This is a genomic window from Enterobacter sp. SLBN-59, from assembly GCF_024807915.1.
Classification (GTDB): domain Bacteria; phylum Pseudomonadota; class Gammaproteobacteria; order Enterobacterales; family Enterobacteriaceae; genus Enterobacter; species Enterobacter asburiae_B.
The window spans coordinates 1,936,613-1,951,060 of sequence record NZ_JANUFI010000001.1; the positions used below are offsets into that span (position 1 = coordinate 1,936,613).

The following is a 14,448-nucleotide window of genomic DNA, read 5'->3' on the forward strand; positions in this document are numbered from 1 at the left end:
CTATGTCTCACACTATCGACCTGACGCTGGACGGCCTCTCCTGCGGCCACTGCGTCAAACGCGTTAAAGAAAGCCTGGAACAGCGCCCTGACGTTGAAAGCGCTGACGTGACTATCGATCATGCCGCCGTCACCGGCAGCGCCAGCGCGGATGCGCTGATCGATACCATCAAGCAGGCCGGTTACGGGGCGGAGTTAAGCCACCCAAAGGCTAAACCGCTGGCAGAGTCATCATCCCCGTCGGAAGCACTGACAGCGGCCACTCCTGAGCTTCCGGCAGCTGATGATATTGACGACAGCCAACAGCTGCTGATCAACGGCATGAGCTGCGCCAGCTGCGTCTCCCGGGTACAAAACGCCTTGCAGGCCGTACCGGGCGTCGCGCAGGCACGGGTAAACCTCGCGGAGCGCACTGCGCTGGTGATGGGCAGCGCCTCCGCCGCAGATTTAGTGCAGGCCGTTGAGAAAGCGGGCTACGGGGCGGAGGCCATCGAAGATGATGCCGAGCGCCGCGAGCGTCAGCAGGAAACGGCTATCGCCACCATGAAGCGCTTCCGCTGGCAGGCGATTGTCGCCCTGCTGGTGGGTATTCCGGTGATGGTGTGGGGCATGATGGGTGACAACATGATGGTCACCGCTGACAACCGCACGCTGTGGCTGGTGATTGGTCTGATTACCCTTGCGGTGATGGTGTTTGCAGGCGGGCATTTCTATACCAGCGCCTGGAAGAGCCTGAAAAACCGCACCGCGACGATGGATACGCTGGTGGCGCTCGGTACCGGCGCGGCGTGGCTCTATTCGATGAGCGTGAACGTCTGGCCCCAGTGGTTCCCGATGGAGGCGCGTCATCTCTATTACGAAGCCAGCGCGATGATTATCGGCCTGATTAACCTGGGCCACATGCTGGAAGCCCGCGCCCGCCAGCGCTCCTCGAAAGCGCTGGAAAGATTGCTTGATTTAACCCCGCCGACGGCCCGCGTGGTCACGGACGAGGGGGAGAAAAGCGTCCCGCTGGCGGAAGTTCAGCCCGGCATGACGCTGCGCCTGACGACGGGCGATCGCGTTCCCGTTGACGGCAAGATAACCCAGGGCGAAGCCTGGCTGGATGAAGCGATGCTGACCGGCGAGCCTATCCCTCAGCAGAAATCAGACGGCGACGCCGTTCATGCCGGCACGGTGGTGCAGGACGGCAGCGTGCTGTTTACCGCCAGCGCCGTCGGCAGCCACACGACGCTGTCGCGTATCATCCGCATGGTGCGCCAGGCGCAGAGCAGCAAGCCGGAAATTGGCCAGCTTGCTGACAGGATCTCCGCCGTTTTTGTTCCAGTAGTGGTCGGCATTGCCCTGCTGAGCGCGGCGATCTGGTATTTCTTCGGCCCCGCACCGCAGATTGTTTACACCCTGGTGATTGCCACTACGGTGCTGATCATCGCCTGTCCTTGCGCCCTTGGCCTGGCGACCCCAATGTCGATTATCTCCGGCGTAGGCCGCGCGGCCGAATTTGGCGTACTGGTACGGGATGCAGATGCGCTGCAGCGGGCCAGCACCCTCGACACGCTGGTGTTTGATAAAACCGGGACGCTGACCGAAGGCAAACCGCAGGTGGTGGCCGTCACTACCGCAGGCATTGCGCAAGAGGAGGCGCTGCGCCTCGCCGCCGCGCTGGAGCAAGGATCCAGCCATCCGCTGGCGCGCGCCATTCTCGATAAAGCGAATGCTTCTGCCCTGCCGCAGGTCAGCAATTTCCGCACCCTGCGCGGGCTCGGCGTCAGCGGTGAAGCAGAAGGCCACGCGCTGCTGCTGGGCAACCAGGCATTGCTTAATGAAAACGGTATTGATACCGCCGCGCTGGAAAGCGAGCTGAAAGCGCAGGCGTCTCAGGGCGCTACGCCGGTTCTGCTGGCGGTGGATGGCAAAGCCGCCGCGCTTCTGGCCGTGCGCGATCCGCTTCGCCAGGACAGCGTGGACGCCCTGCAGCGTCTGCACCGTGCCGGCTATCGTCTGGTGATGCTGACCGGGGACAATCCGACAACGGCCAACGCCATCGCGAAAGAAGCCGGAATTGATGAGGTCATTGCAGGCGTACTGCCGGACGGTAAAGCGGACGCCATCAAGAAACTGCAAAGTCAGGGCCGTCAGGTGGCGATGGTCGGCGACGGCATCAACGATGCCCCGGCGCTGGCCCAGGCGGACGTGGGGATTGCCATGGGCGGCGGGAGCGATGTCGCCATCGAAACCGCCGCCATTACGCTGATGCGCCATAGCCTGATGGGCGTTGCCGACGCGCTGGCCATTTCAAAAGCCACGCTGCGCAACATGAAGCAGAACTTACTGGGAGCGTTCGTCTATAACACCCTCGGTATCCCAATCGCGGCCGGTATTCTGTGGCCGCTGACCGGCACGCTGCTTAACCCGGTGGTCGCGGGTGCGGCGATGGCGCTCTCCTCCATTACCGTGGTGAGCAACGCCAACCGCCTGCTGCGCTTTAAACCGAAGGATTGAACCTTGTACCCGTACGCGCTAGCATGAACCTTTCCATTCATGGAGCGCGTATGGGTCTGTTTAATCGTATAAAAGCATCGTTTCGCGCCCTCTTTCCTCGCCGTTATGCCTGGCCCGGTCTGGATATCTCTCTCCCCGGCGGGCAGCACCTGCATCTGGTCGGCAGTATTCATATGGGTACGCAGGATATGTCTCCCCTGCCACCCGGGCTGATTAAACTGCTGAAACGCGCCGACGCGCTGGTCGTTGAGGCGGACATTTCGGGTCAGGAGTCGCCGTTTGTCGGGCTGGAAAGCGATCTCACTCTGGCGGAACGTCTGGATGATCCCCGGCTTGCCGAACTGACGCGCGTCGCGGATGAAACCGGCGTGTCGCTCTCCATGATTGACACCCTGCCGCTCTGGCAAATTGCGATGGTGCTGCAGGCTACGCAGGCGCAGCGTCTGGGACTGCGCGGTGACTACGGCATTGATTACCAGCTGCTGAACGCGGCAAGGGCGCGCAGCCTGCCCATCATCGAGCTGGAAGGGACGGACAGCCAGATTGCGCTTCTGCGCCAGCTTCCCGACGACGGCCTGATGCTGCTGGATGATACGTTGACCCACTGGCACACCAACGCGCGCCTGCTGCAGACCATGATTGGCTGGTGGCTGGACGCGCCGCCTGAGGACGGTAAGCTGGCGTTACCGTCGACCTTCAGCGAATCGCTGTATGATGTGCTGATGAATGCGCGCAACAAAGCCTGGCGGCAGACGCTGCATGCTTTGCCCGCGGGGCATTACGTGGTGGCGGTTGGGGCGTTACATTTGTACGGAGAAGGGAATTTGCCGTCACTGTTGAAATAAAAAAATGGCCAATATTTCTATTGGCCCGTCAAAGAGGAATTTCATCGTTTTTATTATGCCGAAGGAGACCTTCGGTTGAGCCGATTGTCGCTCAAAGTGACCATCACTGCCAATACTATTGCGCAAGATGGTGCTATTTTTTAGACAAACGTCAGGCGTATGCTGATGGCATGATTTGTCTGTCGTAAGAAGGATAGCTATGACTCCCGCCGTTAAATTACTCGAAAAAAACAACATTTCTTTCCGGATCCACACTTACGATCACGATCCGAATGAAACTAACTTTGGTGATGAAGTGGTGCGCAAGCTGGGGCTGAATGCTGACCAGGTTTATAAAACGCTGCTGGTGGCGGTGAATGGCGATATGAAACACCTCGCCGTCGCGGTTACTCCGGTGGCGGGACAGCTGGATCTGAAGAAAGTCGCCAAAGCGCTGGGGGCGAAGAAGGTGGATATGGCGGATCCGATGGTGGCGCAACGCACCACGGGCTATCTGGTGGGCGGGATCAGTCCGCTCGGGCAGAAAAAACGCCTGCCGACGCTGATTGATGCCCCTTCGCAGGAGTTTGAAACCATCTTTATATCCGGCGGCAAACGCGGGCTGGATATCGAGCTGGCGGCGGGCGACCTGGCGAAAATGCTGGACGCGAAGTTTGCGGATATTGCGCGCCGGGATTGAGAAAATTGCCCGGTGGCGGCTGCGAGGTAAAAGCAAAACGGTAACAGGCGTTACCGTTTTTTGTGTTCGCGCCCTCTCCCGGTGGGAGAGGGTTGGGGTGAGGGCATCAGGCCGCACACCACTACTGCCAGCTCACCTCACCCTTCGGCTCGTACGCATTCACGTCAATCGGCGAATTCTGCTCGATGAACTGCTTCAGCACTTCCGCGTCGATAAAGCCGGTATTCACGTATCCCGGTTTGTTATCAATATGCGGATAGCCGTCGCCGCCGGTGGCGTTAAAGCTTAACGTCGCCAGACGGTAAGTCTTGGCCGGGTCAACCGGTTCGCCTTTGATCTTCAGGTCGTTAAGCTTGCCGTCTTTCGCCACAAAGCTGACGTTGGCAAACTGCGGATAGGCCCCAGAATCCGGCTTCATCTGCGCCACGGCGGTCAGGTAGTCAATCACCTCTTTCCCGCTCATGTCCGCATAAACCACCACGTTGCCGAACGGCTGCACCTTCAGGACATCCTTATAGGTAATGTTTCCACCCTCGATGGAATCACGAATACCGCCGCCGCTCATCACGCCGAAGTCGGCGCCGGTGCGCGCCATTTGCGCCGCCAGCACCAGGTGGCCCATGTTGGTCTGCACGAAGCGAACTTTACTGCGGTCTCCCTCCAGACGACCGTTCAGCGTGCCGATTTTCACGTCCAGCTGCGCCTTGCCCTTGTTCTGGAACGGCGTCAGCAGGGAGAGCATCTGCTGGTTTTCAGCGATCTCTGGCGTGTAGAGTACGCGCTCACTTTTACCGTCCGGGTAGGTGACTTTCTTCTTCAGGTTGACCGGGATGAGCTGATAATGAACAAGCTTCATCTCGCCGTTACGGAACTCAAAATCCGCCCGGCCGACGTATTTGCCCCACTCGTGCGCCTGAACAATCCAGATACCGTTCTGACGGTCCGGCGCGCACGGCGTGCCCGGCACGTAGTCCACCTGCTTTTTGTTCTCGGATGCCATACACACCGGATCCTGTGAGTGACCGCCCACAATCATTGCCAGCGAGCCCGCAGGCAGGCTGCGCGCCATCTCCACATCGCCGGGCGCGTTAGAGCCGTGCTCGCCGTTGTCGTAGTGCCCCATGTGCGTGGTGGCGATAATCACGTCCGGCTTTTCGTTTTGCTGCAGCTCCTGAATCACCAGCTTCGCTTCGTCTGCCGGTTTGCGGAATTCAATATCGGTAAAGAACTCGGGGTTGCCAATTTTCGACGTGTCGTCAGTGGTTAAGCCGATGACCGCAATTTTCAGATCCTGGCGCTTAAACAGCGCCCACGGCTTAAACAGGCGTTCGCCGGTGCTTTTCTGGTAAATATTGGCGGAGAGGAAGGGGAATTTGGCCCATTTTTCCTGCTGACGCAGCACGGTCAGCGGATTATCGAACTCGTGGTTACCCACGGCCATCGCGTCGTAGCCAATCAGGTTCATGCCGCGAAAATCAGGTTCCGCGTCCTGTAAATCGGATTCCGGCACGCCGGTATTGATATCGCCACCCGACAGCAGCAGCACGCTGCCGCCCTGGGCAGCCACCTCTTTACGAATGCCGTCCACCAGCGTTTTTTGCGCCGACAGGCCATATTCGCCGTATTCGCTGCGCCAGAAATGACCGTGGTGATCGTTGGTATGCAGAATGGTGATTTTATAGGTTTTGTCTTTTTCATACGCCTGCGCGGGCAGGCTTACCAGGCCCCATGCGGCGATGAGCGCCAGCGCGACGCCCCGCTTCATAAACTTCATCTTCTCTCTCCCTGACCAATAGACAAAGGCAAAAATTACAGTGACTAACAAGAATAGACAAATAAGTTTTCAGAATTGCGACTTTCTTCAAATGTCCCGGACGGGTATGTTAGTCGGATAATAATTACACCCTGCATCTCTAATAACGAAAAACGTGGTACTTCTCTCTATGGCAATCAGTGAATCAACCCAGCCCGTTCCGGGCGCGCCGGCGTCGCGCACCTCCTTTAAAGTCTTAGGCGCAATCAGTCTCTCGCACCTGCTCAACGACATGATCCAGTCGTTGATTCTGGCCATTTATCCGCTGCTGCAGTCCGAGTTTTCGTTAACGTTCGTGCAGATCGGGATGATCACCCTGACCTTCCAGCTGGCTTCCTCACTGCTGCAGCCGGTGGTGGGCTACTGGACGGATAAATACCCGATGCCGTGGTCGCTGCCGATCGGCATGTGCTTTACCTTAAGCGGGCTGGTGCTGCTGGCCATGGCGGGGAGTTTTGAAGCGGTGTTGGTTGCCGCCGCGCTGGTGGGCACCGGATCGTCCGTCTTCCATCCGGAGTCCTCGCGCGTGGCGCGTATGGCTTCAGGGGGCCGTCACGGTCTGGCGCAGTCGCTCTTCCAGGTGGGCGGTAACTTTGGTAGCTCTCTCGGCCCGCTGCTGGCCGCGGTGATTATTGCCCCTTACGGTAAAGGCAACGTGGCCTGGTTTGTGCTGGCCGCGCTGCTGGCGATCATCGTGCTGGCGCAGATCAGCCGCTGGTATGCCGCTCAGCATCGCGTGAATAAAGGTAAACCTAAAGCGAAGGTTATCAATCCCCTTCCGCGCAATAAGGTTATCCTGGCGGTTTCCGTGCTGCTGGTACTGATTTTTTCGAAATACTTCTATATGGCGAGCATCAGCAGCTATTACACCTTTTATCTGATGCAAAAATTCGGATTATCGGTACAGAATGCGCAGATCCACCTGTTTGCCTTCCTGTTCGCCGTTGCGGCCGGCACGGTCATTGGCGGGCCTGTGGGTGATAAGATTGGGCGTAAATACGTCATTTGGGGCTCTATCCTCGGCGTGGCGCCGTTTACCCTTATTTTGCCGTACGCGAGCCTTGAATGGACGGGGATTTTAACCGTGATTATTGGTTTTATTCTCGCATCCGCGTTTTCCGCCATTCTGGTCTATGCCCAGGAGCTGCTGCCTGGCCGTATCGGTATGGTTTCCGGGCTCTTTTTCGGTTTCGCCTTCGGCATGGGCGGGCTTGGCGCGGCGGTGTTGGGGATGGTGGCGGATCACACCAGCATCTTCCTGGTCTATAAAATCTGCGCTTTCCTGCCACTTCTTGGGATGTTGACCATATTCCTGCCTGATAACCGTCATAAAGCGTAAATTACGGGTAGCCAAAGTTTTACTTTGGCTACCTGATACCCTGATGCCATAAGGGTTTCTTCTTCTTCCCCTCGCTGAATTTATCAAAGCGCGCTTTTTTACGTGCATATTGCTGTTTTATTCAAACTTCAACAATAATTCATAAACATAAGGGTAAAAATTGTCATAAACTATTACTCGGTTTTTTGGTTTTCGCCAAAAAGGAACACCCACAACGAAAGGAGACGGAATGCACCACGCCACACCGCTTATCACCACCATTGTTGGTGGACTTGTGCTCGCTTTTATCCTCGGCATGATTGCCAATAAGCTGCGTATTTCTCCTCTTGTCGGCTATCTGTTAGCGGGTGTACTGGCGGGACCGTTTACGCCAGGCTTCGTGGCGGATACCAAGCTGGCCCCTGAGCTGGCGGAATTGGGCGTGATTCTGCTGATGTTTGGCGTCGGCCTGCACTTCTCCCTGAAGGATCTGATGGCGGTAAAGTCGATCGCCATACCGGGAGCGATCGCCCAGATTGGGGTGGCGACGCTGCTGGGGATGGCGCTTTCGGCGGTGCTGGGCTGGTCGTTAATGACCGGTATCGTATTTGGGCTGTGTCTCTCAACCGCCAGTACCGTGGTGCTGCTGCGCGCGCTTGAAGAGAGACAGCTGATAGACAGCCAGCGCGGTCAGATCGCGATTGGCTGGCTGATTGTTGAAGACCTGGTCATGGTCCTGACGCTGGTACTGCTGCCAGCCGTCGCCGGGATGATGGAAAAAGACAACGTCGGTTTTGCCTCGCTGGCGCTGGATATGAGTATCACCATCGGTAAGGTGGTGGCGTTTATCGCCATCATGATGCTGGTGGGACGCCGTCTGGTGCCGTGGATCATGTCCCGCAGCGCGGCAACCGGCTCCCGCGAGCTGTTCACCCTCTCCGTGCTGGCGCTGGCGCTGGGTATCGCTTTTGGTGCCGTAGAGCTGTTTGATGTCTCCTTTGCCCTGGGCGCGTTCTTCGCCGGGATGGTGCTGAACGAGTCCGAGCTGAGCCACCGCGCGGCGCATGACACTCTGCCGCTGCGCGATGCCTTCGCCGTGCTGTTCTTCGTCTCCGTCGGGATGCTGTTTGACCCGATGGTCCTGATTCACCAGCCGCTGGCCGTGCTGGGCACGCTGGCGATCATCATCTTTGGTAAGTCGCTTGCCGCCTTCTTCCTAGTGAGAATGTTCGGCCACTCCCCGCGCACGGCGTTGACCATCGCCGCCAGCCTGGCGCAGATCGGTGAGTTCGCCTTTATTCTGGCCGGTCTGGGCATGGCCCTGAACCTGCTGCCGCAGGCGGGGCAAAACCTGGTGCTGGCGGGGGCGATCCTGTCGATTATGCTGAACCCGGTGCTGTTTGCCCTGCTGGAAAAATACCTCGATAAAACCGAAACGCTGGAAGAACAGACGCTCGAAGAGGCCATCGAAGAAGAGAAGCAGATCCCAGTGGATATTTGCAACCACGCCCTGCTGGTCGGCTTTGGCCGCGTGGGCAGCCTGCTCGGTGAGAAGCTGATGGCGCAGGGCATTCCGCTGGTGGTGATTGAGACCTCACGCACCCGCGTCGACGAGCTGCGCGAGCGCGGGATTCGTGCGGTGCTGGGCAATGCGGCAAACGAAGAGATCATGAATCTGGCGCATCTGGACTGCGCGCGCTGGCTGCTGCTGACCATACCTAACGGCTATGAAGCGGGCGAGATTGTGGCCTCCGCGCGCGAGAAGTGCCCAACGATTGAGATTATCGCCCGGGCGCACTATGACGACGAGGTCGAGTACATTACCGAGCGCGGGGCGAATAAGGTGGTGATGGGCGAGCGCGAGATTGCGAATACGATGCTGACGCTGCTGGAGAAACCGCCGGTTGAAGAAGGGGTGACGGGGTAAGTTTGGTGCGGTCTGGTCCCCTCACCCCGGCCCTCTCCCCATAGGGGCGAGGGAGAAAAGACGGCTTCGTGCTATCCCCTCTCCCCTATGGGGAGAGGGTTAGGGTGAGGGGTTTTCTTTTACCTGTCCCAGTAGGCCTCTTCGAGGCTGTCTTCTCTTTCAGGCAGACCGCGCGTTAAGCGCGGAGAATGCTGGTTCAGCACCTGATAGCTCACGCGGTTGGCATATTTACACACCTGCGCCAGCGAGGAATAGGTCAGCCAGCTGAACTTGTGCTTGCTGGAGTTCGGCACGTTGGTTTTATGGTAGGCGTTAGCGGTGATGTCGTGCAGCAGTGCGGCCAGCGCGCCGTCGCCCGCACCGTTGGTGTTCATGATCTTCTCCGGCCCGCCCATATACGGCGCGATATGAGAGTAGATTCGCAGCGGATTCACGCAATCTTTGTAGCGCATGCCGCGGCTGAACTCGTACTGGTTGAACTCGGCAATCGCACCGGGCAGCAGCGGGTGCTGGGTTTTGCGCTTGCTCTCTTCTTCCGTGAAGCCCGCCATATAGAGCCCAACCGGGCCGGCGGTGCAGAGCACCAGATCCACCCAGTCCAGCGCTTTGTCAGACGCCAGCAGCGGATCGCTTTCGCCGGTCAGCGCTTCGGCCTCTTCTTCGTTCATCGCCAGAATCGAGACGTGCTCTTTCAGGAACGCCTGCCACCACTCCGGGTTATCGGCGATAACGAATTTTGTGCCCAGCGTCAGAACGACAGGCACGTTGTATTTCTTCGCGTACTCGATCGCTTTCATGGTCGCTTCCGGCATCGGCTCGCCCGGCTTACAGCGCACCAGATAGGAAGTCAGCACCAGCGCCGAGGCGCCCGCGATCACCTCTTCCGGAATACTCTCGGCGCGCAGCTTATTCATATGACCCGGGCTGATGGCAAAAGTACGCTCGCCGGAATCGCTAATCAGCGTAAAGCAGCGGCCAATAGGCCCGTCGACGCCCTGAAGGTAGTTCAGATCGGTACGGCTGGAGGTGTTGCAGAGATAGCGGTAGGCATAGCCACCGATTTCAATATTGCTGCACATCACGCCGAGCAGCACCGAGCGGTCGTCGGCCAGCACGGAGTAGTTATGCATGGTATTGCCGATGGTGCCACCGGCGAACTGATGGGTAATCAGGTTTTCGCGCACCAGCTCCTGGTACAGCGCTTCGGCAACGTCGTCCTCAATCACCAGCGAGTGACCGGCGCTCAGACCGTAACGGGCGACAAACGCATCATCCACTTTCGCTTCAATGTCCACCAGCGTCTGATCGATACCGACGACCCATGCCGCGCTGGTTTCGTTTTCAGGCTGGATTTGCTGCAGGAGCGGATCGCGGGCATCGACGGGGAAGTAGTGTTTGGATTTGCGTTTACCGGGAAATTTCATGGTCTGAACTGTACGAAGAATATGGGCCGGGAATGGTAGCACAAACCCGGCCCGGAGTGCGATCAGCGGCTGTTGGTTACCAGCGAGACCATCATGTCGATATGCTCAGGCGAGTCGTTAAGCGCCGGAATGTACTCATACTTTTCGCCGCCAGCCTCAAGGAAAAATTCCCGGTTTTGCACCGCGATCTCCTCCAGCGTTTCCAGACAGTCGGCCGAGAAGCCCGGCGACATCACCTGAATGTGCTTCACGCCCTTCTCACCCAGCATTTTGAGGGTTTCATCGGTGTACGGCGTCAGCCACGGCTCGCGACCGAAGCGCGACTGGAAGGTCATCATCACCTTCTCCGGCGGCAGGCCAAGGGCGGAAACCAGCTCGCGCGTGGTATCGCGGCAGCGCTGCGGATAATCATCCCCTTCATTGGCGAAACGCTGCGGGATCCCGTGATAGGAGAGCAGCAGCAGATCCGGCTCGCCGTGCTTTTCAAACGACGCGCGCGCGCTGTTGGCAAGCGCCTGGATGTAGAGATCGTTATCCGCGTAGTCTCGAATAAAGGTCACGCCCGGAATGCGGCGGCGGGTCGCCAGAATGCGGGCCAGCTCGTCCCAGACGGCGGCCACCGTCGAGCAGGAGTACTGCGGGTAGAGCGCCAGCACGACGATATGGTCCACGCCCTGCGCCAGCAGTGATTCCACCGCGCTTTGCAGGGACGGTTTTCCGTAGCTCATGCCGAGCGCGACGGGCATATCCGGCAGTCGGGCGGCCAGCGCTTTTTCCTGGCGACGGCTGTAAACCATCAGCGGCGAGCCCTCTTCCATCCAGACGGACTGATAGAGTTTGGCGACGCGCGGAGAACGAATCGGCAGAATGACGCCACGCAGCAGCGGCCACCACAGCAGTCTCGGGAAATCCACGACGCGCGTGTCGCTTAAAAATTGTCGCAGGTAGCGTTTTACCGCGTCTGATGTAGGTGCTTCTGGAGTGCCCAGATTGGCAAGCAGGATGCCGGTTTTCGCCTGACTCATTCACGCCTCTTAACCATTTGATAGGTTGTCAATTGTAGCGGAAATGCGTTTAAACGAAACCCATTGCTGTAATAGGTAAGATGAGAATATTTCTCACCCGGGAGCCCGGGTGAGAGGCGCGCGATTAGCCGAGGATTTTTTCCAGCTCTGCACGTACGTCAGCCACGGCTTTGGTGCCGTCAACTTTGGCGTATTTGGTGTTACCCGCCTGCGCTTCTTTGGTGTAGTAGCCGATCAGCGGCGCGGTCATCTGATGGTATTCCACCAGGCGTTTACGCACGGTCTCTTCCTGATCGTCTTTACGTGTAGTCAGCTCTTCGCCGGTCACGTCGTCTTTGCCTTCAACCTTAGGCGGGTTGAATTTGATGTGGTAAACGCGGCCAGAAGCAGCGTGTACGCGACGGCCAACGATACGGTCAACGATCAGCTCGTCCGGTACGTCGAACTCCAGAACGTAGTCCACGTTGATGCCCGCTTCTTTCATGGCGTCAGCCTGAGGAATGGTGCGTGGGAAGCCGTCCAGCAGGAAACCGTTACGGCAGTCTTCCTGCGCAATGCGCTCTTTGACCAGAGCAATAACCAGCTCGTCGGTCACCAGCTTGCCTGCGTCCATGATGTCTTTCGCTTGTTTACCCAGCTCGGAGCCAGATTTAACAGCGGCGCGCAGCATGTCACCGGTGGAGATTTGCGGAATACCGTATTTCTCCATGATGAACTGAGCCTGAGTTCCTTTACCCGCGCCCGGAGCGCCAAGCAGAATAATACGCATTGCGAAAATCCCCTCAAAAGTCGTTTCAATTTTTCAAAAGCGCTAAACAATACCACCAGAACGGGCATCGCTCAAGGAAGGCGGGAAGGCTGAAACGGTTAACGGGGGGAGATTATTTGGGTTAGTGCGGTCTGGTGCCCTCACCCCGGCCCTCTCCCACGGGAGAGGGAGAAGACCAGGGGAGGCGTGCTCAATTACGCCAGCAGCAGCGCATTCACACGTTTAATGAACAGGTTAGGATCTTCCAGCGTGCCGCGCTCGGCCAGCAGGGACTGATCCAGCAGCAGTTCAACCCACTCGGCAAAGCGGGCGTCGTCCTGGGTATCCGCCGCGCGTTTCACCAGAGGATGATCCGGATTAAGCTCAAAGATATATTTCACTTCCGGCATCGCCTGGCCCGCCGCCGCGAACAGCTTCGCCATCTGGGTGCTCATTTCGTCCGCATCGGTGGTGACAATCGCCGGGGTGTCGGTCAGACGGTGCGTGAAGCGCACCTCCTTCACGCGCTCGCCCAGCAGGGTTTTCACGCGCTCAACGAACGGCTCCAGCGCCTTCTCGGCTTCTTTCGCGCTTTCGTCAACTTCATCCGCCAGCTTGTCGATGGATTCGTCCGCTTTGGCTACGGACTGGAAGGATTTACCGTCGAACTCGGTCAGGTAGTTCATCATCCACTCGTCGATGCGGTCAGAAAGCAGCAGCACTTCGATGCCTTTCTTACGCAGCAGCTCCAGGTGCGGGCTGCTCTTCGCCGCCGCGTAGCTGTCGGCGGTGATGTAGTAGATCTTCTCCTGCCCTTCTTTCATGCGGGAGACGTACTCTTCCAGCGACACGGTCTGCGCGGAGGAGTCGGTGTGCGTAGAGGCGAAGCGCAGCAGCCTGGCGATCGTTTCAACGTTCGCGGTGTCTTCTGCCGGGCCTTCTTTCAGCACCAGGCCAAACTGTTTCCAGAAGGTCTGATATTTTTCCGCATCGTCTTTCGCCAGTTTCTCCAGCATCTGCAGCGCACGTTTGGTCAGGGCGTTGCGCAGGTTACGGGTGACGGTGCTGTCCTGAAGGATCTCACGGGAGACGTTCAGCGGCAGATCGTTGGAATCGATCAGACCACGCACGAAGCGCAGGTAGTTCGGCATGAACTGCTCGGCGTCGTCCATGATGAACACGCGCTGCACGTACAGCTTCAGGCCGTGCTTGTGATCGCGGTTCCACATGTCCCACGGCGCCTGTGCCGGAATGTACAGCAGGCTGGTGTACTCCTGCTTACCTTCCACGCGGTTGTGGCTCCAGGTCAGCGGGTCGGTAAAGTCGTGGGCGATGTGCTTGTAGAACTCGTTATATTCGTCGTCTTTAATTTCAGACTTGTTGCGCGTCCACAGCGCCTGCGCCTTGTTGATCTTCTCCCAGGAAACCACGGTTTCACCGTCTTTCTCTTCCTGTTTTTCAATCTCTACCGGCAGGGCGATGTGATCGGAATATTTGCTGATGATGGAGCGCACGCGCCAGTCGTTCAGGAAATCATCTTCCCCTTCACGCAGGTGCAGGGTGATTTCGGTACCGCGATCCGCTTTGGTGATGTCATCAACGGTATATTCGCCTTCCCCTTTGGATTCCCACAGCACGCCGTTCTCGGCGCTGTCGCCTGCCGCACGGGTACGGACGGTAACTTTGTCGGCCACGATAAACGCCGAGTAGAAGCCCACGCCGAACTGGCCGATCAGCTGGCTGTCTTTCGCCTGGTCAGAGCCCATGGACTCAAGGAACGCTTTGGTGCCGGATTTAGCGATGGTGCCGAGGTGGTCGATCACCTCGTCGCGGTTCATCCCGATGCCGTTATCGGCGATGGTCAGGGTGCGGTTCTCTTTATTGAACGAGACGCGCACGCGCAGCTCGCCGTCGCCTTCATACAGGTCCGGGTTGGACAGCGCGCGGAAGCGCAGCTTGTCCGCCGCGTCCGAGGCGTTGGAAATCAGCTCACGCAGGAAAATTTCTTTGTTGGAATACAGGGAATGGATCATCAGGTGCAGAAGCTGTTTTACTTCTGACTGGAAACCACGGGTTTCTTGTCCTTTCATCTATGTCGACCTCAACAATGCCATTTAATGGGGTTTTAAAACGTTGAGTGAGAGATGGGGATAAGGGGGGAAATTTTC

At 58.0% G+C, this 14,448-nt stretch carries 10 protein-coding genes; 5 read left to right on the top strand and 5 right to left on the bottom strand.

Features of this window, described 5'->3' with window-relative positions; all coding sequences use genetic code 11:
• Positions 1–2: 2 nt before the first annotated feature.
• The 3 genes from copA to ybaK all read left to right on the top strand — a co-directional run bounded on the left by copA (position 3) and on the right by ybaK (position 4,025).
• On the top strand, positions 3–2,501 hold the full coding sequence (copA, locus tag M2422_RS09320) for a copper-exporting P-type ATPase CopA (protein ID WP_064673425.1): 2,499 nt from the start codon (positions 3–5) through the stop codon (positions 2,499–2,501).
• A 50-nt stretch (positions 2,502–2,551) separates the two neighbouring features.
• Entirely contained in the window at positions 2,552–3,346 is a 795-nt protein-coding gene (locus tag M2422_RS09325) for a TraB/GumN family protein (protein WP_064673426.1), read from the top strand.
• A gap of 199 nt (positions 3,347–3,545) precedes the next feature.
• On the top strand, positions 3,546–4,025 hold the full coding sequence (gene ybaK, locus M2422_RS09330; protein WP_023310615.1) for a Cys-tRNA(Pro)/Cys-tRNA(Cys) deacylase YbaK: 480 nt from the start codon (positions 3,546–3,548) through the stop codon (positions 4,023–4,025).
• A 121-nt stretch (positions 4,026–4,146) separates the two neighbouring features.
• On the opposite strand, the gene ushA is transcribed toward ybaK, so the two are convergent.
• Positions 4,147–5,799, bottom strand: coding sequence for a bifunctional UDP-sugar hydrolase/5'-nucleotidase UshA (gene ushA / locus M2422_RS09335; RefSeq protein ID WP_064673427.1), 1,653 nt, complete (start codon positions 5,797–5,799; stop codon positions 4,147–4,149).
• A 169-nt stretch (positions 5,800–5,968) separates the two neighbouring features.
• Here ushA and M2422_RS09340 point away from each other — a divergent pair, with 169 nt between their 5' ends.
• Both M2422_RS09340 and ybaL read left to right on the top strand, forming a co-directional pair.
• Positions 5,969–7,177, top strand: coding sequence for an MFS transporter (locus tag M2422_RS09340; protein WP_064673428.1), 1,209 nt, complete (start codon positions 5,969–5,971; stop codon positions 7,175–7,177).
• A gap of 229 nt (positions 7,178–7,406) precedes the next feature.
• Positions 7,407–9,083, top strand: coding sequence for a YbaL family putative K(+) efflux transporter (gene ybaL / locus M2422_RS09345; RefSeq protein WP_047061258.1), 1,677 nt, complete (start codon positions 7,407–7,409; stop codon positions 9,081–9,083).
• Between the two features lie 119 nt (positions 9,084–9,202).
• On the opposite strand, the gene M2422_RS09350 is transcribed toward ybaL, so the two are convergent.
• The 4 genes from M2422_RS09350 to htpG all read right to left on the bottom strand — a co-directional run bounded on the left by M2422_RS09350 (position 9,203) and on the right by htpG (position 14,370).
• A complete protein-coding gene (locus M2422_RS09350; protein WP_029741032.1) occupies positions 9,203–10,507 on the bottom strand; it encodes an inosine/guanosine kinase in 1,305 nt (434 codons plus the stop codon).
• 62 nt (positions 10,508–10,569) lie between these two features.
• Positions 10,570–11,532 carry a ferrochelatase gene (gene hemH, locus M2422_RS09355; protein ID WP_033144798.1) on the bottom strand — a complete coding sequence of 321 codons (963 nt, stop codon included), beginning with the start codon at positions 11,530–11,532 and terminating at the stop codon, positions 10,570–10,572.
• A gap of 124 nt (positions 11,533–11,656) precedes the next feature.
• Positions 11,657–12,301, bottom strand: coding sequence for an adenylate kinase (gene adk / locus M2422_RS09360; RefSeq protein WP_006809841.1), 645 nt, complete (start codon positions 12,299–12,301; stop codon positions 11,657–11,659).
• Positions 12,302–12,495: 194 nt separating this feature from the next.
• Entirely contained in the window at positions 12,496–14,370 is a 1,875-nt protein-coding gene (htpG, locus tag M2422_RS09365) for a molecular chaperone HtpG (RefSeq protein ID WP_064673429.1), read from the bottom strand.
• Positions 14,371–14,448 lie beyond the last annotated feature (78 nt).